Origin of the sequence: Labrenzia sp. CP4, from assembly GCF_001579905.1 — a bacterium.
In the GTDB taxonomy this organism is placed as follows: Bacteria; Pseudomonadota; Alphaproteobacteria; order Rhizobiales; family Stappiaceae; genus Roseibium; species Roseibium algicola.
In genome coordinates this window covers 2315375-2340991 of the sequence record NZ_CP011927.1, presented here as the reverse complement: position 1 = coordinate 2340991, position 25617 = coordinate 2315375, and the positions used below count along the sequence as shown (strand labels likewise).

General features: G+C 59.8%; 23 protein-coding genes. 17 read left to right on the top strand and 6 right to left on the bottom strand.

Annotated elements, in window-relative coordinates; genetic code table 11:
• Positions 1 to 193 precede the first annotated feature (193 nt).
• From ACP90_RS10860 to ACP90_RS10840, 5 genes are all read left to right on the top strand, one after another.
• Positions 194 to 1411, top strand: a complete 1218-nt coding sequence (locus tag ACP90_RS10860; RefSeq protein ID WP_062488339.1) for an NADP-dependent isocitrate dehydrogenase — start codon at positions 194 to 196, stop codon at positions 1409 to 1411.
• 142 nt (positions 1412 to 1553) lie between these two features.
• On the top strand, positions 1554 to 2162 hold the full coding sequence (locus ACP90_RS10855) for an ABC transporter ATP-binding protein (protein ID WP_062488338.1): 609 nt from the start codon (positions 1554 to 1556) through the stop codon (positions 2160 to 2162).
• The gene (locus ACP90_RS10850; protein WP_023000812.1) at positions 2159 to 2965 is read left to right on the top strand and encodes an ABC transporter permease; all 807 of its coding nucleotides are present in this window, start codon (positions 2159 to 2161) and stop codon (positions 2963 to 2965) included. Before ACP90_RS10855 ends, ACP90_RS10850 begins: the two co-directional genes overlap by 4 nt.
• Positions 2962 to 3594 carry a glutathione S-transferase family protein gene (locus ACP90_RS10845; protein WP_062488337.1) on the top strand — a complete coding sequence of 211 codons (633 nt, stop codon included), beginning with the start codon at positions 2962 to 2964 and terminating at the stop codon, positions 3592 to 3594. The genes ACP90_RS10850 and ACP90_RS10845 overlap by 4 nt, the downstream gene beginning before the upstream one ends.
• A gap of 148 nt (positions 3595 to 3742) precedes the next feature.
• The gene (locus ACP90_RS10840; protein WP_062488336.1) at positions 3743 to 4180 is read left to right on the top strand and encodes a hypothetical protein; all 438 of its coding nucleotides are present in this window, start codon (positions 3743 to 3745) and stop codon (positions 4178 to 4180) included.
• 17 nt (positions 4181 to 4197) lie between these two features.
• On the opposite strand, the gene ACP90_RS10835 is transcribed toward ACP90_RS10840, so the two are convergent.
• On the bottom strand, positions 4198 to 5529 hold the full coding sequence (locus ACP90_RS10835) for a cyclic nucleotide-gated ion channel (protein WP_208984201.1): 1332 nt from the start codon (positions 5527 to 5529) through the stop codon (positions 4198 to 4200).
• A gap of 191 nt (positions 5530 to 5720) precedes the next feature.
• Here ACP90_RS10835 and ACP90_RS28740 point away from each other — a divergent pair, with 191 nt between their 5' ends.
• Entirely contained in the window at positions 5721 to 5846 is a 126-nt protein-coding gene (locus ACP90_RS28740) for a hypothetical protein (protein WP_023000808.1), read from the top strand.
• A 541-nt stretch (positions 5847 to 6387) separates the two neighbouring features.
• Here the strand turns inward: ACP90_RS28740 and alaS are convergent.
• Both alaS and recA read right to left on the bottom strand, forming a co-directional pair.
• Positions 6388 to 9045 carry an alanine--tRNA ligase gene (gene alaS / locus ACP90_RS10825; protein ID WP_062488334.1) on the bottom strand — a complete coding sequence of 886 codons (2658 nt, stop codon included), beginning with the start codon at positions 9043 to 9045 and terminating at the stop codon, positions 6388 to 6390.
• Positions 9046 to 9398: 353 nt separating this feature from the next.
• On the bottom strand, positions 9399 to 10469 hold the full coding sequence (recA, locus tag ACP90_RS10820; RefSeq protein WP_031269221.1) for a recombinase RecA: 1071 nt from the start codon (positions 10467 to 10469) through the stop codon (positions 9399 to 9401).
• Positions 10470 to 10808: 339 nt separating this feature from the next.
• Between recA and ACP90_RS10815 the strand changes: the two genes are divergently transcribed.
• Together ACP90_RS10815 and ACP90_RS10810 are read left to right on the top strand one after the other, a co-directional pair.
• Positions 10809 to 11732, top strand: a complete 924-nt coding sequence (locus ACP90_RS10815) for a PfkB family carbohydrate kinase (protein WP_208993504.1) — start codon at positions 10809 to 10811, stop codon at positions 11730 to 11732.
• Positions 11733 to 11837: 105 nt separating this feature from the next.
• On the top strand, positions 11838 to 12770 hold the full coding sequence (locus tag ACP90_RS10810; protein WP_062491524.1) for a pseudouridine-5'-phosphate glycosidase: 933 nt from the start codon (positions 11838 to 11840) through the stop codon (positions 12768 to 12770).
• 84 nt (positions 12771 to 12854) lie between these two features.
• Here ACP90_RS10810 and ACP90_RS10805 read toward each other — a convergent pair whose 3' ends face one another.
• Entirely contained in the window at positions 12855 to 15281 is a 2427-nt protein-coding gene (locus tag ACP90_RS10805) for a DUF3772 domain-containing protein (RefSeq protein ID WP_062488332.1), read from the bottom strand.
• Positions 15282 to 15631: 350 nt separating this feature from the next.
• Here ACP90_RS10805 and ACP90_RS10800 point away from each other — a divergent pair, with 350 nt between their 5' ends.
• From ACP90_RS10800 to ACP90_RS10785, 4 genes are all read left to right on the top strand, one after another.
• A complete protein-coding gene (locus tag ACP90_RS10800; RefSeq protein ID WP_055655151.1) occupies positions 15632 to 16837 on the top strand; it encodes a hypothetical protein in 1206 nt (401 codons plus the stop codon).
• 62 nt (positions 16838 to 16899) lie between these two features.
• On the top strand, positions 16900 to 17826 hold the full coding sequence (locus ACP90_RS10795; protein ID WP_062488331.1) for a DUF6384 family protein: 927 nt from the start codon (positions 16900 to 16902) through the stop codon (positions 17824 to 17826).
• 37 nt (positions 17827 to 17863) lie between these two features.
• Positions 17864 to 19330, top strand: a complete 1467-nt coding sequence (locus tag ACP90_RS10790; protein ID WP_062488330.1) for a hypothetical protein — start codon at positions 17864 to 17866, stop codon at positions 19328 to 19330.
• A 169-nt stretch (positions 19331 to 19499) separates the two neighbouring features.
• Positions 19500 to 19994, top strand: coding sequence for a hypothetical protein (locus tag ACP90_RS10785; RefSeq protein ID WP_023000797.1), 495 nt, complete (start codon positions 19500 to 19502; stop codon positions 19992 to 19994).
• Between the two features lie 145 nt (positions 19995 to 20139).
• On the opposite strand, the gene ACP90_RS10780 is transcribed toward ACP90_RS10785, so the two are convergent.
• On the bottom strand, positions 20140 to 20568 hold the full coding sequence (locus ACP90_RS10780) for a VOC family protein (protein ID WP_062488329.1): 429 nt from the start codon (positions 20566 to 20568) through the stop codon (positions 20140 to 20142).
• 140 nt (positions 20569 to 20708) lie between these two features.
• Between ACP90_RS10780 and ACP90_RS10775 the strand changes: the two genes are divergently transcribed.
• On the top strand, positions 20709 to 21338 hold the full coding sequence (locus ACP90_RS10775; protein WP_062488328.1) for a TetR/AcrR family transcriptional regulator: 630 nt from the start codon (positions 20709 to 20711) through the stop codon (positions 21336 to 21338).
• A 66-nt stretch (positions 21339 to 21404) separates the two neighbouring features.
• The gene (locus ACP90_RS10770) at positions 21405 to 21800 is read left to right on the top strand and encodes a VOC family protein (protein ID WP_031269217.1); all 396 of its coding nucleotides are present in this window, start codon (positions 21405 to 21407) and stop codon (positions 21798 to 21800) included.
• On the opposite strand, the gene ACP90_RS10765 is transcribed toward ACP90_RS10770, so the two are convergent.
• On the bottom strand, positions 21752 to 22414 hold the full coding sequence (locus ACP90_RS10765; RefSeq protein WP_062488327.1) for a helix-turn-helix domain-containing protein: 663 nt from the start codon (positions 22412 to 22414) through the stop codon (positions 21752 to 21754). The two genes, ACP90_RS10770 and ACP90_RS10765, sit on opposite strands and share 49 nt — an antisense overlap.
• 172 nt (positions 22415 to 22586) lie before the next feature.
• On the opposite strand from ACP90_RS10765, the gene ACP90_RS10760 reads away from it, so the two are divergent.
• The 3 genes from ACP90_RS10760 to ACP90_RS10750 all read left to right on the top strand — a co-directional run bounded on the left by ACP90_RS10760 (position 22587) and on the right by ACP90_RS10750 (position 25589).
• Positions 22587 to 23471, top strand: a complete 885-nt coding sequence (locus ACP90_RS10760) for a LysR family transcriptional regulator (protein ID WP_062488326.1) — start codon at positions 22587 to 22589, stop codon at positions 23469 to 23471.
• Between the two features lie 151 nt (positions 23472 to 23622).
• Positions 23623 to 24075: a formate dehydrogenase subunit gamma gene (locus ACP90_RS10755; protein WP_062488325.1), complete on the top strand. Its 453-nt coding sequence runs from the start codon at positions 23623 to 23625 to the stop codon at positions 24073 to 24075.
• Positions 24072 to 25589, top strand: coding sequence for an NADH-quinone oxidoreductase subunit NuoF (locus ACP90_RS10750; protein WP_062488324.1), 1518 nt, complete (start codon positions 24072 to 24074; stop codon positions 25587 to 25589). Before ACP90_RS10755 ends, ACP90_RS10750 begins: the two co-directional genes overlap by 4 nt.
• Positions 25590 to 25617 lie beyond the last annotated feature (28 nt).

The following is a 25617-nucleotide window of genomic DNA, read 5'->3' as shown; positions in this document are numbered from 1 at the left end:
TCTTCGGAACACCTGTGAAGACATCCATTAAAGAACCTTCTTCAAGGCATGGTCCGGGGCAAACTGAACAGCCCCCTTGCCTCGCGGCGCAACATTGTATACAAGCGCACACAATAGAAATCAGGTACAACTCGCACCATTCAGATTTCCGTTTCACCTTCCCATTTTCCAGACCCGCGAGGCAATGCGTCCCATGGCAAAGATCAAAGTCGACAATCCGGTCGTCGAGCTCGACGGCGACGAGATGACCCGGATCATCTGGGCCTTTATCAAGGACAAGCTGATCCACCCCTATCTCGACATCGACCTGCTCTACTTCGATCTGTCGATCCAGAAACGCGACGAGACCGACGACCAGATCACGGTCGATGCGGCCAACGCCATCAAGGAACATGGCGTCGGCGTCAAATGCGCCACGATCACACCGGATGAAGCACGGGTTGAGGAATTCGGCCTGAAGCGCATGTACCGTTCGCCCAACGGCACGATCCGCAACATCCTTGGCGGCGTCATCTTCCGTGAGCCGATCATCATGCAGAACGTGCCGCGCCTCGTGCCGGGCTGGACCCAGCCGATCATCGTCGGCCGCCATGCCTTTGGCGACCAGTATCGCGCCACCGACTTCCGCTTCCCCGGCAAGGGCAAGCTGACCATCACCTTCACCGGCGAAGACGGCCAGGTGATCGAACACGAAGTCTATGACGCGCCGTCCGCCGGCGTCGCGATGGCGATGTACAATCTCGACGACTCGATCCGCGATTTTGCCCGCGCTTCGCTGAACTACGCGCTCAACAGGAAGGTGCCCTGTTACCTCTCCACCAAGAACACGATCCTGAAAGCCTATGACGGCCGCTTCAAGGACCTGTTCCAGGAAATCTACGAAGCCGAATTCAAGGACCAGTACGCGGAAGCCGGCATCTGGTACGAACACCGGCTGATCGACGACATGGTCGCCTCCGCTCTGAAATGGTCCGGCGGATACGTCTGGGCCTGCAAGAACTACGACGGTGACGTCCAGTCCGACACGGTTGCCCAGGGGTTCGGCTCGCTCGGCCTGATGACGTCCGTCCTGATGACACCGGACGGCAAGACCGTGGAAGCGGAAGCCGCCCACGGCACGGTCACACGCCACTATCGCCAGCACCAGAAGGGCGAGAGCACGTCGACCAACTCCATCGCCTCGATCTTCGCCTGGACCCGCGGGCTCGCGCACAGGGCCAAGCTCGACAACAACCAGGAGCTTGCCCGTTTCGCCCAGACGCTGGAAAAGGTCTGTATCGACACGGTGGAAGCCGGCCACATGACGAAGGACCTTGCCCTGCTCGTCGGTCCGGATCAGGCCTGGCTCACCACCACCGGCTTCCTGGACAAGATCGACGAGAACCTGGCCAAGGCCATGGCTGCGAACTGAAGAACTGGCTTTCCAGGCTGAGGTAGCGACACCGCGGACATTGTCCGCGGTGTTTTGCCTTTCGGCCCAACAACAACCTGCCGATTGTCCCTCTTCCCGGCCCGCGCTAGACTCACCTGGCCGGTAGCCAGAGGAGAGGACGGTGTTGACGATCCGCGAATTGAAGACGCCTCTGATCGGCCCCCTGGGCCTTGCCTTGCAGGCGGGTGAAGCCGTTGCGATTTCAGGTCGCTCCGGCGCGGGCAAATCCCTGTTTCTCAGAGCAATTGCCGATCTCGATGAAAGCACCGGCCACGTTGCCCTGGATGGCACGGAGCGCGAAGCCATACCGGCTCCTGAATGGCGCCGAAAGGTGGCTTACGTACCTGCCGAAAGCGGCTGGTGGGCGGACCGTGTTCAGGATCATTTTGCCGAAACTTCCGACCTTCCCAACGTGCTGGACCAGGTTGGTCTTGCCGATGCGCTTGCCTGGGAGGTCTCCCGACTTTCCACCGGTGAGCGCCAACGCCTTGCCCTTGTGCGCGCTCTCCAGACAGCACCGCAGGTTCTTCTACTGGATGAACCCACCTCCGCGTTGGACCCGCCCTCCGTTGACCTGGTCGAAACTCTCCTGAAACACCAGCTTGCTGCCAATCGCGCCCTTCTGATCGTCACGCACGACCCCGGCCAGCCCGCACGGCTCGGGGCACGACGGCTTGTCATGGAAAAAGGCCAGCTGAAGGCAGGTGCTGGCCAGGAGGCGCCCGCTTGACCGGTTATCTCGCCCTCACCTATTGGGACCTCGTGGCCGCCTCGGTGTTCCTGCTATTGAACGCGGTTTTTTCGATCGTGCTTGACCTCGGCCTCACCCGCACGCTCATCATTTCAGCCTTGAGAATGAGCGTGCAGCTGATCCTGGTTGGGCTTGTCCTCAAGGCAATCTTCTTTGCCGGATCCCTGTTGTGGACACTGCTGGCTGCTGCAGTGATGCTGGCTTTTGCAGGGCGCGAAATCTGGGCGCGGCAGGACCGTCGCCTGGCTGGCCTCTGGGGCCCGGGGCTGGGCGTCGCCGTCATGCTGGTCGCAGGCACCCTCGTCACGATCTACGCCCTGGCAGGGCTCATCCGCCCCGATCCGGTCTGGATGCCCCAATATGCACTGCCGCTTTTCGGCATGGTGCTCGGCAACACCATGACCGGGGTCAGCCTCGGCCTTGATACGCTTCACACGTCGCTTGCCCGCGGGCGGCGCGATGTGGAAGCCCAGTTGCTGCTGGGGCGCACCCGCTGGGAAGCGACACGCCCCTTCTCCCGTCAGGCATTGCGGTCAGGTTTCACGCCGATCATCAACGCCATGGCGGCAACAGGCGTCGTGTCGCTGCCCGGAATGATGACAGGGCAGATCCTGTCCGGGGTCGATCCGCGTGAAGCAGTCAAATACCAGCTCATGATCATGTTTCTGCTTGGCGGCGCTACCGGCCTCGGTGTCCTTGGCGCTACCTTCGCCAGTGTGTGGCGCCTGACCGACAACCGTGACAGGCTGCGTCTCGACCGTTTGAACGGAGGGTCTCGATGATTGAACTTTATGGCGCGGACTATTCGGTCTATGTGCGCTCGGCCCGAATGGCACTTATCGAAAAGGGGATCGCCTACGAGCTTGTCCCGATCGATGTGTTTGCCCCGGGCGGACCGCCGGAAAGCTATCTTGAGCTGCAGCCTTTCGGCAAGATCCCCACACTGAAGCATGGCGACTTCACCCTGTTCGAAACAGCGGCCATCCTTCGCTACATCGATGAAGCCTTCGACGGGCCTCCGCTTCAGCCAGCCTCTCCGCAACCACGGGCGCGCATGGCTCAGCTTCTCTCCATCCTCGACAATTACGCCTACAAGACCCTCGTCTGGGACATCTTCGTCGAACGGGTGTCAAAGCCCTCTGGCGGCGCCCCCGCGGATGAAGTCAAGATTGCCTCGGCGCTCGGCCGGGCAAGAACGATCGTCAAAACACTGGAAGCGCTTGTGACGGAAGGTCCGTTCCTGATGGGGGATCAGCTCACCCTCGCCGACTGCCATGCCGTCCCGATGCTTGCTCTCTTCGAGCTGTCAGAAGAAGGCCGGCTGCTGCTGCGTTCGGCGCCGAAGCTGTCTTCATGGCTACAGATGTTCAAGGAACGCGACAGTTTCAGAAAAACCGGATTGCCTGGTTGAGCGCGATTACGCGTCAGGCCTATATCTTTTCCGCAGGTCAGATCCACTGCAAACATGTTAGTCTTTTGCCGTTCCACGACGCCCGTTGTTCCATTTATCTTCAGGCAGGCACAACATTGAATCATTTTATGAAGAAGGGGATTTTTTGATGAGGTTTCAAAAGCTTGCAATTGTTTTCTTGAGCAGCCTTTTGCTGATGTGTGCCGGTTTGTCAGCATCGGCACAAACCGTCCACGAGCCTTCCCGCGGCACTGCCGAGCGCAAGGACATACTCGATGCAATGCGTCCGATGATGGAGGCAAGGGTGGGGCCGCCGGTCGAGTTCGTCGTCAACTGGATGCGTTCAGGCCATGGCTGGGCTTTCGTCCAGGTTTCGCCGCAGCGCCCAGGTGGTGGCGCCATTGACCTGTCCCGCACGACTTTCGCCTCGCAGGCGGACTATATGGATGGCCTCGTCACCTTCGCCTTGATGCGTTACCAGTTCAACCGATGGAACCTGGTCGACTTTGTCGTCGGCCCGACAGATGTCTTCTGGCAGGGCGATCCGCTCTACGCCCAGGTGCCGCGCGGCCTGACACCCTACTGAGCGCCTTTCTGACTGGCCTACTTTGCCGGATCCTTCTGCGTTCCGGCAACTTCCTCCATCATGTCATCTTCAGAGTCGGCTTCGTCCTTGGAATCGTCCCCCTGGAAAAGCTCCGGCTCCTGGTCAGTGTTCTCTGAGGATGCAAACACGCCCGACTGCTGAAGTTCCTCTTCCGCCAGCTCGCCCAGCACGCGTTTTCCCGCCGCCACACGGTCGCGCGCTTCATCCATGATCTTCTTGGCCAACCCTTCATCCCTGTCCATCAGGTGTTTGAGGGCTTCCGCTTCCAGCACCAGAAGCTGGCAATCCTTGTAAGCGACCACTTTCGCGGTTCTGGGCGTCTGATTGATCAGTGCCAATTCGCCAAAGAAACTGCCTTCTCCCAGATAGACCGTGTCGTGCTGCAGCCGGATTTCGACTTCTCCGTCGGCGATGAAATACATCTTGTCCGCAACATCGCCCTGCTCGGCAATCGTGCCGCCCTTGCGCACGCGAAGCGACTGCAGCAGCTTCGCAACTTCGGCAATCTCCGTCGCCTTCAGGTCTTCGAACAGGGGTACGCGTGCCACCATCGACCAGGTGACGACAAAATCCCGGCTATGGATTTCCCGGGCAAAGGCCGAAGCAATGATGCCGACCGGCAAGGCTATCAGCCCGTAGCCCATCAGCATGACGATGCCCCCAACCGTCTTGCCGAGATTGGTGACCGGCACGACATCGCCATAGCCGACGGTCGTCACAGTGGTAATCGCCCAATAGATGCCGTGCAGAATGCTGCGGAACTTTTCCGGCTGGTCGTCATGCTCGATCAGATACATCAAGGTGGCAGCCATCAGGATGACACCGCAGATGATCATGCTCGATCCGAGCAGTGCCCTGCGTTCGTTGCCGACAGCGGAAATCAACGAACGCAACGCCGGTGAATACCGGGCCAGCTTCAGGAAGCGCAGCAGCCTCAGGATGACGACCATCGTGACCGCCTGATTGGGCAGGAACACCACGAACAACAGCGGCAGGGCCCCGATCAGATCAATGATCGCATCCGGCTGGATCGCATAACGCAGCCTGGAAAACACCGGCCCGTAACGGCGCAGCGGCGGATGGAGATCGGCCACGTAAAGACGCATGACATATTCGGCCAGAAAGACAAGTCCGCTGCCCAACTGGATCAGACGCAGGTGCGTGCTCAGGATGTCGCGGATTTCCGGCACGGTTTCCAGCACCGCAAGCGCGATGTTGATCAGAATGAGGACGATCAGGAAGTTCCGCAGCACGCGCGCGCCGATGCGGCGTTTGCCCGTGTCCTCAAGCACCTCATAGAGCGCCCGTTTGAATTCGTGGCCGGACACCGAGCCCCCCGTTTCTGATTTTGCTCGCGTTTTCATGAATAGCCGAAAGACAGGCTACGACAAAGCTCTCCACGCGGACAGCCCTCACCATGCCGCACGAAGCTGTGCATAGGGGTGAGCGGAACGTGATTGGGCAATTTTGTCGCAGGCCCCATCTCCATGGATAGCCAACCGAACGGAAGGAGGACACCATGACCATAGACACCGACAAGGTTCGCGCCGCAGAAACCACGCCTCACCACATCGTGCTGAAAATGTTGCTGGTCTCGACGTTCTTCGCAGCCGCCGCCCTGGCAGTGACTGCTTTGCTGAACTGAACCAACCGGCAAGCCACCAGAGGCAGCCCTGACCAGGCCACCTCAAACGAGGCCCCCTCCATCGTCATCCCGGCCAAGCGAAGCGCTAGCCGGGACCGGGGAGCGACAAGCTTTGCATGAATGTTAGAGGCCATGCCGAGAGCAATAGGGCTCCCCGATCCCGGATCTTCGCTTCACTGCGTCCGGGATGACCAAAGAGGTTTGTTTGAACTCGGTAGCGAGGAAGAGACCTGATGCCTTCTGGCGAGCGGGAAAAGCGCCAGTAGGGCCGCCTTCCCCACAAAACAACCAATATCCCCTCCGTCGTCATCCCGGCCAAGCGAAGCGCGAGCCGGGACCGGGGAGCGACAAACCTTGCAGGACCTCAAGAGGCCATGCCGAGAGCAATAGCCCCCCGATCCCGGATCTTCACTTCACTGCGTCCGAAATGACCAAGGAGGGGCTTGCGTAATTTCGCCCCGGGACGTGCCCGAGCATCTTAAACGAACAAGGGCGGCCCTGATGGGACCGCCCTTTTCAATTTTGATTGCCCGAAGGACCGTCAGAGCCCCGTAAGGTGTGCCTCGATTGCGGCAACGGCTGCGTCGGCCTTGGACCCATCCGGTCCACCGGCCTGCGCCATATCAGGCCGACCGCCACCACCGCGGCCGCCGAGCGCTTCCGAACCGATCCGCACCAGATCCACGGCGCTGACCTTGTCGGTCAGATCCTGCGTGACGGCAGTCACGATGGCGGCCTTGTCGTCTTCGGCAACGCTGATCAGAACGACCACGCCGGACCCGAGCTGGGTCTTGGCCTCGTCGGCCATGCCTTTCAGATCCTTCGGGTTGATCCCCTCGACGATACGCGCCATCAGCTTGAACGCGCCGGCGTCCTTCACCGGCGTGCCGCCTTCCGCGCCACCGCCCATGGCGAGCTTCTTCTTGGCATCCGCCAGTTCGCGCTCCAGCTTCTTGCGATCTTCAACCAGCTGGGCCACGCGAGCCGGAACATCTTCGGCGCTGATCTTCAGCAGGCTGGCCAGTTCGCGCATGCGCTTGTCCTGGGCATCCAGATATTCACGGGCTTCTGCGCCGGTCAGCGCTTCGATCCGGCGAACGCCGGCAGCAACCGCACCTTCGGAAACCAGCGTCACCAGACCGATGTCGCCGGTACGCTTCACATGTGTACCGCCGCACAGTTCAAGCGAATAAGGCTTGCCCTGCTTAGGGCCATGGAGAGCGGTCCCCATGGACACGACGCGAACCTCGTCACCATATTTTTCGCCGAACAGAGCCATGGCGCCAGCTTCGATTGCGTCGTCGACCGCCATCAGGCGGGTATCGACGGGCGCGTTCTGCAGCACGATCTCGTTGGCAAAGCCCTCGACCGTTGCCAGCTCCTCATCGCTCACCGGCTTGGGATGCGAGAAGTCGAACCGCAGGCGCTCCGGCGTTACCAGCGAGCCCTTCTGAGCGACGTGATTGCCAAGCACCTCGCGCAAGGCCTCATGCACAAGGTGCGTTGCCGAGTGGTTGGAACGGATCGACTTGCGGCGGGAATGGTCGACCTTCAGTTCCAGGGCAAGGCCCGGAACCAGCTCGCCTTCTTCCACGGCGACCGAATGAACGAAGAGACCTTCGGCCTTCTTCTGCGTATTGGTCACGGCAACCTTGACGCCATTGGCCAGCATCCAGCCGGTGTCGCCCACCTGACCGCCGCTTTCGCCGTAAAACGGCGTCTGGTTGAGAACCACGAAACCGCTTTCACCTGCGGACAGTTTGGCAACTTCCTTGTCGTCAGCAGCAAGACCGGCAACGACGCCTTCGGCCGTCTCGGTCTCATAGCCGAGGAAGTCCGTGGCACCGTGTTTTTCCTTCAGTGCGAACCAGACTGCTTCCGTCGCGGCGCTGCCAGACCCTGACCAGGCCGCACGGGCTTCCGCTTTCTGGCGCTCCATTGCAGCATCGAAGCCATCCGTATCAACGGAAATGTCGCGCGTTCTGAGCGCGTCCTGGGTCAGATCCAGCGGGAAGCCGTAAGTATCGTAGAGCTTGAACGCGGTTTCCCCATCCAGACGCCCCCCAGCCTCAAGGCCTTCGGTTGCGGTGTCGAGCAGGCCGAGGCCACGCTCCAGCGTCTTGCGGAAACGCGTTTCTTCCAGCTTCAGCGTTTCGGTGATCAGATCTTCAGCGCGGCTCAGCTCCGGATAGGCACGGCCCATTTCACGCACCAGCGCCGGAACCAGCTTGTGCATCAGCGGTTCGCTCGCCCCAAGAAGATGGGCGTGGCGCATGCCGCGGCGCATGATCCGGCGCAGTACATAACCGCGCCCTTCGTTGGACGGTAGTACGCCATCGGCAATCAGGAAGCTCGTGGACCGCAGATGGTCGGCAATCACGCGGTGGCTGCCGGTGGCGTCGCCTTCTGCTTCCACACCCGTGGCGTTGACGGACGCCGCAATCAGCGCCTTGAAGAGGTCGATGTCGTAGTTGTTGTGGACGCCCTGCATGACAGCGGCGATACGCTCGATGCCCATGCCGGTGTCGATGGACGGACGCGGCAGGTCGAGACGCTTTTCCGGCGTCTGTTCGTACTGCATGAAGACGAGGTTCCAGATCTCGATGAACCGGTCGCCATCTTCTTCCGCAGAGCCCGGAGGGCCGCCCCAGATGTGGTCGCCATGGTCGTAGAAGATTTCGGAACAGGGGCCGCACGGACCGGTATCGCCCATGGACCAGAAATTGTCCGACGTCGCGATACGGATAATCCGGTCTTCGCTGAGACCTGCGATCTTCTTCCAAAGATCGAACGCCTGATCGTCTTCGGCAAAGACGGTTACCAGCAGCTTGTCCTTCGGCAGGCCGAATTCCTTGTTGACGAGGTTCCAGGCCAGTTCGATCGCCTGGTCCTTGAAATAGTCACCAAAGGAGAAGTTGCCCAGCATCTCGAAGAAGGTGTGGTGGCGTGCGGTGTAACCGACGTTATCGAGGTCGTTGTGCTTGCCTCCGGCGCGAACGCACTTCTGCGCCGTGACCGCACGGGAATAGTCGCGCTTTTCCAGACCGGTGAACACGTTCTTGAACTGGTTCATGCCCGCGTTCGCAAACATCAGGGTCGGATCGTTACGCGGCACCAGCGGCCCGGACTCGACCACTTCGTGGCCGTTTGTCTTGAAATAGTCCAGAAAGGCAGAGCGGATTTCATTTACGCCGGTCATTCGGATCTCGCATCGGTCACAGCCCCGCATATGAGGGCCTGTTGAAAATCTTGAAGGCGCTGGATCTGGGTCGCCGATCCGCGCCGGAACAGCCTTTTAACTTTCACCTCCAACCCTGTCCAGCGGTTGCACGGACCCGACCCAACGGAAAGCTGCCGGGAAACAGGCGATTTCCGGAATGAAGGCTGCCGTCATGCGCCGGCCAACTCCTCCGACAGGATCTGACCTCTTCCAATTTCGCTCCGTTGCGGGTCCCGAAAAGCAAAAGGCCCCCTTCCGGAGTGCGGAAGGAGGCCCTTGGAAGACCGGACAAACGTCCGGAGCTCTTGCAGACGGAGACCGGAAGCTGAGGATCAGTCCTCTGCTTCTTCCGATGCAGCGTCCGGATCGATGATCGCATCGGCGATCAGGCCGGCGTTCTGGCGGATCGCCAGTTCGATTTCATCGGCAATTTCCGGATTATCCTTCAGAAACTGCTTGGCGTTTTCCCGGCCCTGGCCAAGACGCTGGCTGTTGTAGGAGAACCAGGCACCCGACTTTTCAACGATGTTGCCCTTGACGCCAAGGTCGATGAGTTCGCCGGTCTTGGACACGCCTTCACCATAGACGATGTCGAATTCCACCTGACGGAAAGGAGGCGCAAGCTTGTTCTTGACGACTTTCACGCGGGTCTGGTTGCCGACGACTTCGTCCCGGTCCTTGATCGCACCAATACGGCGGATATCCAGGCGGACGGACGCATAGAACTTGAGTGCGTTACCGCCGGTCGTGGTTTCCGGAGAACCGAACATCACGCCGATCTTCATGCGGATCTGGTTGATGAAGATCACCATGCACTTCGACTTGGAAATCGACGCGGTCAGTTTGCGAAGAGCCTGGCTCATCAGACGGGCCTGCATGCCCGGCAGGCTGTCGCCCATCTCGCCTTCGAGTTCTGCCTTCGGCGTTAGTGCCGCAACCGAGTCGATGACCAGAACGTCGATGGCGCCGGACCGCACCAGAGTGTCGGCAATTTCCAGCGCCTGTTCACCGGCGTCCGGCTGGGAGATCAGCAGATTGTCGATATCGACGCCAAGCTTGCGCGCATAGATCGGATCCAGCGCGTGCTCCGCATCGACAAAGGCGCAGATACCACCGGTCTTCTGGGCTTCGGCAACCGCATGCAGGGCAAGTGTGGTTTTACCCGAAGACTCCGGCCCGTAGATCTCGACGATACGGCCGCGCGGCAGACCGCCGATCCCGAGCGCGATATCAAGTCCGAGCGACCCGGTCGAGACGGCTTGCACCTCAACCACTTGGCCCTGACCCATCTTCATGATGGAGCCTTTGCCGAAGGCGCGTTCGATTTGGCTGAGCGCTGCGTCCAGCGCTTTTGTCTTATCCATCTGGCTGCTTTCTACGAGACGAAGTGTACTTTGCGACATGGCTTACGCTCCTTATTCCACGATGGACGCGCCGTTTCAATGAGAGCCTTTGTACACATTTTGTTCTCATTTGACAAGTCGGCAAAACCGATTGGTATTAAAATGAAAATGGCTGTTTGTTTCCAATATGTTCTCACTTATTGATTTTAGAACTTACCTTGCGTAATCTATTGATCGGAACATCCCGTGATTCCGCGATCGTGCAGAATCACCGTCGTTTGCCTGCCACCAGTTGCCGCCCCAGCCTTAATCTGCTAGCCCGCCTCTTCAACGGTTGCCAGTACCGGCGCATCGAACGCTTCTGTTCTGATCCCGGCTTTTCATGAGACAGTCCAGAACGTGACTTCAGACATCTCCTCCCCCGTCATCGCAATCGGTGCGATCCATTACGATACGATCGCCCATGCCAGCGAGCCGATCCGCCCCGAGACCTCCACCCCTTCGAGGCTGAATGCAAAGCCGGGCGGCGTTGCCACGAACATTGCCCGTGCGCTGGTTCGGCTCGGAGTTGGAACACGCCTCGTGGGAGCGGTTGGAGAAGACGGCGCTGCCGACATGCTTTCCCGCCAGCTCAGCCAGGAAGGGCTCGAGCTGCATGTGAAGGCCCGGAATGGTTTCGCAACGGGCCAGTACCTCGCGCTGCATAATCCAGCAGGTGATCTTGCGGCCGCCTGCGTTGACGACCGTGTTCTGTCCGAAGCCCCCGAGGATCTCTTCGACGGTATCGTCATGGATCTCGCAGCAAACGCGACGGACGATACGATCTGGTTTCTGGATGCCAACCTGCCCGCTGCAATGCTGGTCCGGCTGACGGGGCGTGCCTTGCCCGGGCGTCTTGTTGCCAATGCCGTTTCGGATGCCAAGGCAATCCGGTTGCGTGGGGTTCTCGGCAAACTGGATTGCCTGATGCTGAACCGCGGCGAAGCGGTCACGCTTACCGGGCTTTCCCGCAGCACGTCTTCCGAAGACCTGGCGGCGGCCTTGTCGCAGACCGGTCTCAAGAGTTTTGTCCTGACCAGTGCGGCATCTGATGTGCTGGTGCTTGAAAGCGGGAAACTTCACCGGTTCGCACCGCTTCAAACAGATATCGTCGATGTCACCGGAGCAGGCGATGCATTAAGCGCCGGAACGGTCGCGGCGCTCGCCAGAGGCTATGGCCTGACGCAAGCAGTCCCTCTTGGCCTTGCAGCTGCAGCCCTGACCCTGCGCAGCACCGGCGCCCTCGCGGAAGAGCTCTCCTGGGATACCCTCGCCAACTTTTGACCATATGGACAAATTCCAATCTTGGCGCTGCTCCGCCTTGCGCCTATAAGACCCGCAGAATTGACCCGGCCCGAGCAGCCGGACGAAAACAGAAAGGCATACGCCGTGACCACTCCGACAACGCCCTCCGCCATCAGAGATCTGATCGTTTACAGCGATGAAGTGCGCGAGGCACTTGCGAACGGCAAGCCGGTCGTTGCGCTGGAATCGACCATCATCACCCATGGCATGCCTTTTCCGAAGAACGTTGAGACCGCCCGTGAGGTGGAAGCCGACATTCGCGCGGAAGGCGCCGTTCCGGCCACCATCGCGCTGATGGACGGCAAGATCATGGTGGGCCTTTCCGATGAGGATCTCGACCGCCTGGCACAGGCCAAGGACGTGATAAAGTGTTCACGTGCCGACATGACCTTCGCACTTGCCACCGGACGCTACGGCGCGACAACCGTCGCCGCCACGATGATGGCGGCGCATGCGGCGGGCCTGAAGGTTTTTGCCACGGGCGGCATCGGCGGCGTTCACAAGGGCGCGGAAGAAAGCTTCGACATTTCCGCCGACCTCGACGAGCTTGGCCGCACGCCGGTCTGTGTGGTGTCCGCCGGTGCCAAGGCATTGCTCGACATTCCCAAGACCCTGGAAGTTCTGGAAACCAAGGGCGTTCCCGTCATTGCTTTCGGCACGGAAGAACTGCCGGCATTCTGGTCGCGGGCCAGTGGTCTCAAGGCCCCCTACTACCTGAATTCGGCAGCCGAAATCGGTTCGCTCCTGAAGATGCGGTCCCGTTTCCCGGATCATGGCGGTGTCCTGATCGCCAACCCGGTACCGGAAGCCGACCAGATCCCGCGGGATGAAATGACCGGCTACATTGATGCAGCTATTGCGGATGCCACTGCGAAGGGTGTTCGCGGCAAGGACGTGACCCCGTTCGTTCTCGGCGCCATCCTGGAGTTGACCGGCGGCCGCAGCCTCGACACCAATATCGCGCTGGTGCGCAACAATGCCCGCCTGGCCGCGCGTATTGCCGCTGAACTGGTCTGACGGCACATTTTCTCCAGAAACCAACTGGACCCAAAAAATTCGCCTGGCTTTCAATCCGTTTGAAGTGAAAGCCCGGCAGTCTTGTCAGGACGGTTTGTTTTCCACCGGTTGAGGCACTTCCGGCGCCTGACGGCGCTCAAGCGCCGCCGCCAACCGGTCGATATCCTTGAAATGCAGGTCCCGCTGCGGGAACGGTATCTCAATACCCGCCTTGCCAAGCTCGTTGTAGACCGTGAAGTAAAGGTCCGACTTGGTAATCATCACATTGCCGATGTCTTTCAGGAAACATCTCAGTTCGAAATTCAGCGAACTGTCCCCCAGCCCGATGAAAAGAACCTGCGGCGTCGGATAACGCGCGATAGTGCTATGCCCGCGTGCCGCATCGAACAGGATGGATTTCACCTTCTCCAGATCACTGCCATAGGCAACGCCAACCGGCAGGATGAGCCGGCCCGACTTGCTGGTCAGCGTCATGTTCTTGACCGTGCCGGCAATCAACTCCGAATTCGGAATGATGACGTCATGGCGGTCGAAGGTTTCGATGCGCGTTGAACGGACAGAGATCTTGCGGACATATCCGGATTGCCCGGATACTTCTATCCAGTCCCCTTCCTTGATCGGCCGTTCGATGAGCAGGATGATGCCGGAAACGAAGTTGGAAACGATGGTCTGAAGACCAAAACCGATACCGACCGAAAGGGCACCGGCGACGACCGCAAGACTGGACAGGTTCAATCCGGCGGTGGAAATCGCAATCAGCGCCGCCAGCGTTAGCCCGACATAGCCGGTGCCCGTTACAACAGCATTCTGAGCGCCACTGTCCATCCGCGTTTGCGGCAGCACGGTCGCCTTCAGCAGGTTCTGCAGCCAGCGCGTCACGACAACGCCGATGCCGAAAATGGCAACCAGGACGATGAAGGAGTCCAGCGACAGGTGAATGTCGCCCAGCTGTACCCCGTTTGTGAGCAGATACCAGACCTCGACGATATCCGTTCCGCGTGCGCCCCAGGTCATGGCGATCAGGGGCGCGAATATCAGCGTCAGAAAACAGATCAGCCCAAAGGCGACGAGGACGGGAGCGGGCTCGTCTTCCCGCTTGCCGATAGCCGTTTTCACGACAACGAGAATGAGATGGTAAAGCATGAAGCCGAAACCGAGCTCCGCAACCGTCATGATTACCGGCAGGATCGCCACCCGGGCAAGCTGGACATAACCCACCAGCGTCACGCAGACGGCAAGAACGGCGGATGTCTTCATGAGCAGCGACAAGAACAGCAGAAAGCCGGATTCCTGGGGCTTTACTGATGCCTCCTCGGGTTCTTCCGCTGTCTGCTCGCTCTCCACCGCATTGCTTTCAACGGACTTGTTGGATCTGATGACGCTGGCCAGAGACCAAAGCAGTGCCGCCGCCATCGCAATGGGGGGAGCCGAAAGCACCGAAATCGCTGCCGTACCGAAGGCGTTATCGAGTTCGAATGCCTCGACCGCCACTTCAAGGGCCATGAAGACGCCCAGTCCCTGGCAGAGACGCAACCCGAGTTTTGCTTCCCGGTCCCCCAGCTCCAGCAGACGCCAGCGATCCTGCCCGGGGGCAAAGATCGTGTGCCCCAGCCAGTTCGCTATGATCATCACGAGAGCCATCACCGGCACGGCGATCACTGCCGTGCGGACCGAGTTCGGATAGATATCGAGAATGGGAAAAATGGAGACCAGGGCGACTGCACCAATGGTCGGCAGCACGATGAAGCTGGCATTGTAGAGCACCGCCAGCATCAACGCCTTTGCACCAGTGGCCGGCTTTTCGCAATAGAGCTTCAGAACCCGCGAAATCGGATGCTGCAGAACCGTCAGGAACAATATCCCGAAAATAGCCAGACCGAGGGAAAGCGGCACCGTCTCATGCAGTTTCTTCGAGACGCTTGGGCGGGCCAGCTCGTTCTGCACACCGCGTTCGAAACGCTTTATGAATTCCCCTATCTCCTGAAAGCCCGCGGCCCAGGTCGACGGCGCAAGCGGCGAAGGATACCTGTCCAGCAGTGTCGAAAGTTGCCGTGCGCGAAGCTGCCTGTCGACCTGGCGAATGTAGAAGATAGCCTGATTGTTGATTTCGCCGGCTACACGGACCGGTGCATTTGCGGTCGCCAGCGCATTGGTAAGCTCCAGACGTCTTGCGGCAACTTCTTCAGCTTCCTTCTGCCCGTCTGCGGGCGGTGCACCGAGGCTGTTCAGCTGGGCTTGCAGGGCGCTGGCCCGAATGTTCCCGCGGTCGATGACCGCCGCACTGGCGTCCCGAACTTCGACGAGCTGAGACCGGAGCTGATCGAGGGTCTTTGGAGAAACGCTTCTTTCTTCCAGCGCCGTTGCCGCCCGGTTGAACAATTCGGTCGAGCGCGCGATGGGCTCCGGCGGAACCTGCCCGGCCTCCTGTGCAAGCAGCGTTCCGGCCGGCATGCCGCCGGCAAAAGTGATGGATAGGGCCAGAACCAGCAGGATACACTTGAGAAACTTCATGAAGACGCCATCACTTTTGGGACAAGGCCCCGAGTCCGGTTCGCAGGCCGATTGCTTCGCCAGGGAAGCCAGGTGGGCTTCAAGGCATATGCATCCATCCACGGTCCGATTCGAGCAATCAGCTTATTTGCGAATTTCGGCAGATCTTTCACCATGGAAACACATTTGTCGCAAAACGGGCCTAAGGAAAGGCTCTGGCAGGTTTCAAGGCTGCCCGGCTTTGGCCCGAAATCCGTGCCAAGCCGTTGACAGAGCGGCGTAAGCCTGCCCTAACATGCGAAATTATGACGTTAACAGGACGTTGCGGCAAAATACCTGAAAACAAGCCGCGTCCTTCAAGGAGGTCAGACATGACAGACGCGGCAACCCCAGAAAACCCGCAGACTGCAACGGCTCCGGCAGGAAGCTTTTCCCCGCTTCAGTACCTCGACCGTGCGCTGTCGACCCTCCGCGACATCGGCATCACGCCGGAAAGCGAGCAGGACGCACCGATCAACGCCCTTCTGGAACAGATTACCGACCTTTCTCCCGACAAGGTGCTGATCATCACCCGGACCCTGGCCCAGGCTTCCAATTTCAACGAGGTTGTTCGCTCGCAGGTTCAGCAGATGGATATCGGCGAACGCTACGAGCAGATCACCGAGGCATTCAATTCCATCCGTGATGACGCGAAGGCGCTGGTCGATCAGCTGGCCGATGGCAAGATCTCCTTCACCGAAAACCTGTCCAACAAGTGGCGCGACTTCCGCCGCGGGACCATTTCCGATCGTTTCGATGATATCCGGGGTACCTACAAGGACGTTGCAAAGGCAACCAAGGACCAGATCGAGCGGGAACAGACCATTCTGGAAGCCTATCGCGATTTCCGCGGTGCCTTGAAACAGGCGGAAGTCACCGCGCTGGAACTGCTGAATATCGCAACAGGCAAACTGGACGCCGCCAAGGGCGCCCTTGAAGCTGCCTCCGGAGAAGTCGAAGCCTACACCGGTGACGACCCGGCGCAGAAGGCACGCCTTGAACTGGCACGCGACGAGAAGCTGCGTGAAATGCAGGACGAGGAAAAGCGGTATCAGATCGCCAAGGACCTCTCCGACAACCTGACGATCGGCTACAACACGTCAGAGGTCATCATGGCGCGCCTGGTCCAGACGACCAACGCCAAGGAGCGCGTTTACGCCCAGTCGGTCAGTTTCTTCTCCACCAATGAATCCGTTCTCACCGCACTCAACGCCTCGTTCACCGGCCTGCAGGGCCTGCACGAAAGTACCGAGACGCTGAATGCCATGAAGGACGGCATCAACAAGAGCCTGGAAACGCTGGCGGACATCGGCGACGAAGTGCAGAAGAAGGCACTCGAAGCCGGCTATGGACCGACCGTTGCCGCAGCCTCGGTGAAAAAGCTGGTCGACTCCGTCGTCAACTTCCAGGTCCAGTCGCGTGAAATCATCGACGAAATGCGCGAGATGTCGACCAAGAATTCCGAGGAAATCCGCAACGCCGTGGAAGACGGCAAGCGGCGGCTTGCCAAGCTGACCGCCCAGGGCAAGGCCCTTTGATCTGACGATAATCCGGCAGGCCGGACCCTCCGGCCCGCCCTTTTTCAAGAAGACATGCATTCATGGCAAGCAAATCCGACGCCCCGCTTGACGATCTGATGATGGCGATGGACGTGGTCGACACGCTGCGTCATGAAGAAGGTCAGGTGGCCCGCGAGCTGAAGACCGATGAACGCGATGCCGCCATGGTCGAGCGGCTGCGTCAGGTCTATGCGTCCCAGGGCATTGATGTTCCGGACCATATCCTGAAGGCGGGTGTCGAGGACCTGAAGCGCGACCGCTTCGTCTATTCTCCACCTTCCGCCGGTTTCCAGCGCACCCTGGCGATGATCTACATCTCGCGCAGCACCTGGTCAAAATGGCTGGCGGCCGCCGTTGCAGTCGTCATCGTTTGCATTGCGGCCTGGTACTTCATCGTCAAGCTGCCGGCGCAACGCGCGGAAGCGGACCTGCTGGCAAGGCTTCAGGCCCTGCCCGCGACCTATACCGAATTGGTCGGGCGGATCGATTCCCTGACCGAAAATACCGAAATCGAAGCCAACGCCGCACGTCTGGCCACCGACGGCAACCTTGCCCTTTCGGACGGCAACAACGAGGCAGCCTTCAAGGCGGAGGCCGACTTGCGCGATCTTGCCGGACGGCTGCAGGAAGTGTTCGAGGTCCGGATCATTTCCCGCGAAGGCGTGCCGACCGGCGTTTCCCGCATTCCCGAATCCAATCCAGACACCGAGAACTACTACATCGTGGTCGAAGCCGCGGACGCGGACGGCAAGATCCTGGAGCGCAGGATCGTATCGGAGGAAAGCAGCGAGGCCGAACTTGTCGACAAATGGGGCCAGCGCGTTTCGGAAACCATCTACAACGCCGTTCGGCGCGACAAGATGGAAGACGGCATCGTGCAAAAAGGTGTCCTGGGGCAGAAGCGGCGCGGAGAGCTGGATATCAAATGGCGCAGCGGCGTTCAGGACGGAGCAATTACGAAATGGTAGCGGTTAGGATTGCACCGCCTCACCGGGAGGCACCGGCATGCTGACGGGACGCCAGACCCTGGGCACCATCGAGCAGTCGCTTGCCGATTTGCGCCGTGAAGAAGCCGAGCTGAGCAAGCGGATCGAGCGTTCGACTCGTGCTTTGACAGACCTGCAGGAACGCCAGAGTGAAGCCTACCGGGACCTTGCCCGGTTCCGACTGGATACCGACAGTGCCGGAGCACTCAACACACGCCTCGACAGCGCCGCGAGGGAAGCCCGCAAGCTTCTCGACAAGCGCAATGCGGACTACAAGGTCCTGACCGACCAGTTGCGTCAGTGCGAAAGCGACCGCAGCCAGTTGCAGAAGAAGCGCGTCGAGCTCGATAGCGCCCGTGATGCCGCCGAAAACCAGATGGACGAGTTGATGGAGGCTGTCGACGGCCGTCTGGAAGGCGATGCCGGTTATCAGGCACAGCGCGAGAAGACAGAAGCCGCTCTTGCGACTGCGGAGGCAGCCGCCTCCAAGGCGGCTACATCCGAAAAAGACCGAAAGGAAAAAGGCAAGGCCTATGAGGCCGATCCGCTGTTCATGTATCTGTGGCAACGCGGTTTCGGAACACCGGCGTACGCGCACCGCGGTCTTGTGCGCTCGCTCGACCGATGGGTGGCCGGCCTTGTCGGTTTCAACGACGCCCGCGCCAATTTTGCCATGCTGACCAGCATTCCGGACCGGATGGCGCGCCATGCGGAGCGCTGTGCCGAAATCGCACTGGAAGAACAGGACAAGCTCGCGGAGTTCAGCCGCAATGCGATGACCGACGCTGCCGGAACGGATCTTGTCGGCACCATCGAAACCCTGAGCGCGGACATCGACCGTATCGACGGAGAACTCGACAATCTGGACAGGCGGATCGAAACGCTGTCCTCCGCCCTCGCCGAATTTTCCAGCGGGGAAGACACCGACTTCCAGAAGGCGGAAGAGCATCTGTCCGTTTCTCTGCAGGCGGATGACCTCAAGGATTTGTGGCGCGCCGCGCTCGATACCCCCTCGCCCGAAGACGAGAAAATCGTTCAGCGGATCGAGGATCTGAAGGAGCGCATCGACCAGGTCACACGCGAGATCCGTCAGGACAGGGAACTGCAACGCGATATTGGTCGACGCCGCGCGGAACTTGCAGACGTCATCAAGCGTTTCCGTTCCAGCGGCTATGGCAGCTGGGAGTCCACCTTCTCTGACGAGAAGCTGACGACTGTCCTGTTGGGCGAGTTGGTCAAGGGTGCGATTACCGGTGCCGAATACTGGGCTCGCGCGGAGCGTTCGCACAAACACCGCAAACCGAAGGGACGCCAGGTCGCGTTCCCCAACGGTTCGGGTCTTCCCAAGTCCATGGGAGGCTTCGGTGGCGGCTTTGGCGGAAGTTCCGGCAAACGGTCCGGTAGCAGTGGCGGCTTCGGCGGTGGTGGTTTCAAAGGCGGTGGAAGTTTTGGTGGTGGCGGTTTCAAGACAGGCGATACATTCTGACCTTCACCGTTTGAAATCCCTGCCCCCGTGAGGCCACAAGGCTTCGTTAGGAGTGTTATGTCAGTTTACTGGCAGAAGATGGTGGCGGTCACATGCAGTTTTCTTGTGCTTTGTGAAGACGTGTTCTAGACCGGCTCTTAAGTTGACCATTTTAACCTTGGGACTGCCCATGCGACGTATCGTTTTATCCGCTTTTTGCGCTCTTGCTCTTGCCGCCTGCCAGTCCGGGTCCTCTCAGCGCCCCACACAGCCGGATCAGCCAAGGCTGGACGTGCCAGCCGGCGCGCAATCGGTAAATATCGCAGCCGATCCGGCAAGCGTGCGGTCCGCACTGGTCTCCAGTGCCCAGGAACGCGGCACCGTCGTACTGCAGGACCAGCCGAACATGGTGGTTCTGGAACGCCCGATGACCGGCGCGAACCCAGCGCTCGATTCCGAATTCGGCCCGTCCGACAACGGCCAGCGCGTGATCCGCATCCGGGTTCGCTTCACCGGAACGCCTTGCCAGACGCTGGCTGTTCAGGATCTTGCCGTGATCAACAACGTGCGCACGGCACTTGAGCAGAGCTTCGTTCTGCCGGGCAACCCGAACACGATGCAGAGCCTTCAAGGTCTGAAGTCGCGCGCCGAACAGGGTAGCTCCTGTCCGCCGGTTTCCTCCTGACGCATCAACAGTCAGTCTTGAAAATGACGAGGCGTGGCCGGGTTTCCGGCCACGCCTCTTTCATGCCGGCCTACTCCGAAGCGGATCACAGCAGTGGGAGACTTCCCTCACTCCGGACGCATTCACCGGCATGACTGTCGACGCGTCAGGCAGGCACAGCTTCAGCGGCGAACTGCTTCAGGAACTCTTCGCTGGGCGGGATCGGCTTGATCACGTCGATCAGCACTCCGTTCGGATCACACGTGATGAAATGGCGCTGGCCAAAGGCCTCGTCCCGCAGCACCTGCAGAATGGGTAACCTGTTCGCCTGGGCGGCCTCATAAACCGCATCGACATCCTCGACCTCAAAATTGATCAGAAGCCCTCCTGCGCCCCGACCACGACCGGCTTCCGGAATGGTTTCGTGGTTCTGGTCAAGGATCGCGAGATTGACGCTTTCGTCCTCCTCCGACTGCAGGTGCATGTACCAGTCGGCTTCAAACATCGGCTTGAAGCGGAAATGTTCCGAATAGAACCGGGCAGTCTCCGCGACCTTGTCGGTCATGAGGACCGGATAATATTGGGTGCATTTCATCGTTTTTCTCCTGTTCCTCGCCAATTTCGGATGTGGATTGCCTGTTCCATCCGGCTTCCGGCTGTTTCCGAGGCTTTCCAATCGCAATAAAAAGACATACAGTCTGTATGTTTTTTTCAACTAACATACAGGCTGCATGTATGCAAGGCAAAAACTCCGAGAAGTCAGGTGAACGCCGTACACAGGCGGAAAGGCGCGCGGAAACGCGCAAGGCCCTGCTGGATGCGGCAAGGGCGCTGATCGTTGAAAAAGGCTATGCGGAAACCGGAACACCTGAGATCGTCAAGGCGGCAGACGTCACCCGCGGCGCGCTCTATCATCACTTCGCCGACAAGGCTGACCTGATGCGGGCGCTGGTCCACCAGGAATCGGAAGCGATCGCGGCGGAAATCAACAGCCAGACGAACACGGGCCAGACACCGCTCGATGCCTTCATGTCCGGCGCCAGCGCCTATTTCTCGGCCATGTCCGTTGCGGGCCGGGCAAGGATCATGCTGCTGGAAGGACCGACGGTGCTCGGGCTGTCGGAAATGGCGGAGATCGATCGCCAGACCGGTGGTGCCACGCTACTGGAAGGCCTGCGGCATGCAGCCAATCACGGTGCACTGAAAGATATTCCCCTGGAGCCTTTGGCGGACCTGCTCTCTTCCGCGTTCGACCGCGCGGCGCTGGCAATTGCAAATGGCGGTGACAGGAAAGCGTATGAAGCGGCGACCCGCAAGCTATTGGCCGGCATCCTGGCAGACTGGCAATCGGCTCTGATGTCGTGATCCTTCAAGACGGCCTTGCACCAACCTTCTATGGCTGGCGCCAAACCAACCGACCGGGAGACCCAAGTGATTCTGAGATACACCATCCTCTACGTCGAGAATGTCGCCGCCGCTCTCGACTTCTACGAAAAGGCCTTTGGACTGGAACGTCTGTTCCTTCATGAATCCGGAGACTACGGCGAACTCGCAACGGGCGAGACAAAGCTCGCGTTCTCATCCAAAGCACTGATGAACCAGCTCGGAAAGACACCGGGCACCCCCGAACCGAAGTCACCTGTGTTCGAACTGGCGTTCGAGACGGATGACGTTGCAGCCTCGCTTGCCCGTGCAGTCGCCGCCGGTGCAAACAAGTTGCAGGATGCACGCGAGGAACCCTGGGGGCAGATCACATCCTATGTGAGCGATCCTTTCGGCTACCTCGTGGAGATCTGCTCGCCGATCCAGTTGCCCAGTGCTGGTTGAGACAACAGCGACAGGCTATCGGGGTCCCGGCGCAATTGCGCCGGTGACCGTCCGAACCAGCGCTGCAGGTCGCGCGTCATATGGGCCTGATCGCTGAAGCCGCACACAGCGGCGATCTCCACCAGCGGCACTTCCGTCGTCAGCAGTCCTGCAGCCCTGCGCGCTCGCGCGAGCAAGCGCCAGTATTCCGGTGGTGGCAGGCCTTGCTCCCGAAACCGCCTCTGCAGTGTTCTCACCGACACGCCTGCCTGTTTCGATGCCCGCTCGACGGTCGACTGTGGCAACGTCAGGGCAACGATCACGTCATCCAGGTCATTGGTCTCGTCAAGTACGTTGCCGAGGATGTCTTCCACTCGTTCGCAGTCGCGTTCAATGGCCTGAAGAACCTCGTCCTCAACGACGCCACCCGGGCGCAACCGGAACCCCGTGATATGCGTCCCGGCCGCGAGTTCGGCGATGCGCGGCTGGAAATCGAGGTCCGTCAGCAGAACCTTTTCCCGCTTGCCCTGCTCACGCACCACCAGCACATCCCGGCAGCCATCCGGAAAGATCAGCGCATTTTCCGCTGTGTCGATCCGGTGATGCCATTTTTCAAATCTGACGGTGCCACTCATGCCCAACCTTTAGCAGGTGGCGGCAGCGCACGCGAGATTGTTCAACCTGGCGTGAGCAGCTGCAAGTAAACATCGATCGAAAATTCTGATTGAAAACACTACTTTCAATTCCCCTGGTCAAATGTCATGAAACATGGACCTACCCACTACTGACCGGTTCGGAGCCTTTGTGATGATCGAAAAGCTCGAGATGTTTCTTGCCGTGGCCCGGGAAGAACATTTCGGCCGTGCGGCCGAAAGCCTCGGCATCGCCCAGCCGACGCTCTCGACAGGCATCAAGCAGCTTGAGGATCAGCTTGGTGTTCAGCTGTTTTTCAGAGGATCCCGGTTCGGCGGTCTGACACCTGAAGGCCAGCGTGCCCTGGTCTGGGCTCGTCAGATCGTGGGGGATGCCCGCCAGTTGCGCGAGGAGATGCGGTTCTCCCGCGACGGCCTGACGGGACAATTGCGCATAGCCGTCATCCCGACCGCCCTCACATGGGCAGCCAAACTGACGACATGGTTCGGCAACAAGCACCCGAACGTGCGTTTCACCATCTTGTCGCGAAATTCGATGGAAATCCTGTCGATGCTGGAGAATCTCGATATCGATGCCGGCATTTCCTACCTCGACAACGAACCGACCGGCAGGGTCAGCACCGAGCCGCTCTACAATGAAAGCTATATGCTGGTTTGCAATGAAGCTTCGACCTTCGCTGGCAGAAAGTCGGTCAAATGGAAGGAGCTGGCCGAGGAACGGATCTGCCTTCTGACGCCCGACATGCAGAACCGGCGGATCATCAACCGTCATTTCGGTGAAGCCGGAATCATGCCGGAAGCCCGGATCGAGTCCAATTCCACGGTCGTGCTGGTGGCAAATGTGCTGGACGGTGGCTGGATAACCGTCCTGCCAGCGGATCTGGCAGAATTTCTGACAGCCGGAAAACCCTTGAAGACGATCCCTCTTGTCGGCGTTCACACCGGTCACACTGTCGGCCTCGTGGCCCCCTATCGCGAACCGCACACCCCGGTTTTGCGGGCTCTTCTGTCCGAAGCAAGGCGTATTTCCGAGGTCTGACCGGAAGTTAGCCGAAACGGTCAAATGATGTTCGATCATGATTTCCAATCGATCAACGGAAAATCATTATTGATATCAAATCAAACTTAATGGTGTGATACGCCTCGAAATATACGGGAGGACGCGCATGCCGTATGCGACGGGAGAGCCCATGGCCGAACAGATCTCGGCCGTGATGGAAGATTTTATTACCTTGGAAGGTCCACTTCTGCCCATGCTGCACGGCTTGCAGGCGGAATTCGGCTATGTGCCCCAGGCAGCGGTCGAGCTGATTGCAGAGGCGCTCAATCTGTCCAAGGCGGAAGTTCACGGCGTCATCTCCTTCTACCATGATTTCCGCAAGGCCCCCGCCGGGCGCCACGTCGTCAAGATCTGCCGGGCAGAGGCCTGCCAGGCCGTCGGCGGCGAAGCCCTTGGCGAGGCGGTTCTGGCGAAGCTCGGCCTGGACTGGCACGGCACAACCCGCAACGGTGCCGTCACTCTCGAACCTGTCTACTGCCTCGGCCTGTGTGCCTGCGCCCCTGCCGCGATGGTCGACGGCAAGGTCATCGGCCGTGTCACCGAAGATCGCATGACGCGTATCCTCCTGGAGGCCGGAGCATGAAGATCTTCGTTCCCCTCGACAGCGCTGCCAAGGCACTGGGTGCCGATGAAGTTGCCGCAGCAATTCAAATCGAAGCCGGCAACCGTGGTCTCGATGTCACCGTGGTGCGCAATGGCAGCCGTGGCATGGTCTGGCTTGAACCGCTTGTCGAAATCGAAATCGACGGCACCCGCAAGGCCTATGGCGCCGTCACAGCCGAAGACGTTCCCTCTCTTCTGGATGGCACGCTGGAAAGTCTCGGCACGGTGGAAGACATCCCCTTTTTCGCCCGCCAGACCCGGCTGACTTTTGCCCGTTGCGGCCTGATCGATCCGCTCAACCTCGCCGAATACGAAGCCCATGGCGGACTTGTCGGCCTGAAACGCGCTCTTGCTCTCAGTGAAGAAGAGATCGTTGCGGAAGTCACCAACTCCGGCCTGCGCGGCCGTGGTGGCGCAGGGTTTCCCACGGGGATCAAGTGGGACACGGTCCGCAAGGCAGTTTCGGCGCGCAAATACATTGTCTGCAACGCGGACGAAGGTGACAGCGGCACCTTCGCCGACCGCATGCTCATGGAAGGCGATCCCTTCACGCTGATCGAAGGCATGATCATCGCCGGCCTTGCCACAGGCGCCACCAAGGGCTTCGTCTATATTCGCTCCGAGTATCCGGACGCCATCGCAGTCATGGAAGCTGCTGTCAGGATCGGTCTCAAGGCCGGCCTGCTCGGCACGAACGTTCTCGGTTCCGGCAAGGCTTTCGATCTGGAAATCCGCACTGGTGCAGGCGCATACGTGTGCGGTGAGGAAACGTCCCTCCTCAACAGCCTGGAAGGCAAGCGCGGCATCGTGCGGGCCAAGCCGCCGCTGCCGGCGCTTGAAGGCCTTTTCGGCAAGCCGACCGTCGTCAACAACGTGCTCTCGCTGGCAACTGTTCCGGTCATTATGGAAAAAGGCGCGGAGTTCTATGCCAGGTTCGGCCTCGGCCGTTCCAAGGGCACCATGCCGATCCAGATCGCAGGCAATGTACGCTACGGCGGTCTTTTCGAGACCGCTTTCGGCATGCCTCTGGGTGAGCTGATCAACGATATTGCCGGTGGCACCGCCAGTGGCCGGCCGGTCAAGGCTGTCCAGGTTGGTGGCCCCCTCGGGGCATATATGCCCGTCTCCAAGTTCAACACGCCGTTCGGTTATGAAGAATTCGACGGCCAGGGTGGCCTCATCGGACATGCCGGCATTGTCGTCTTCGATGACAGGGTGGACATGCTGAAGATGGCCCGCTTCGCCATGGAATTCTGCGCTGTGGAAAGTTGTGGCAAATGCACACTGTGCCGGATCGGCGCCGTGCGCGGTGTCGAGACAATCGACCGGATCGATGCTGGCGATGCAGGGGCTGTCCACCTCCTGACGGATCTCTGCGACACGATGAAAGACGGCTCGCTTTGTGCCCTTGGTGGGTTCACGCCCTATCCGGTCATGAGCGCCCTTACCCACTTCCCTGAAGATTTTGCCCGCCAGAAGGAGGCCGCCGAATGACGGATCTCGCCAACATCCATGATGATCG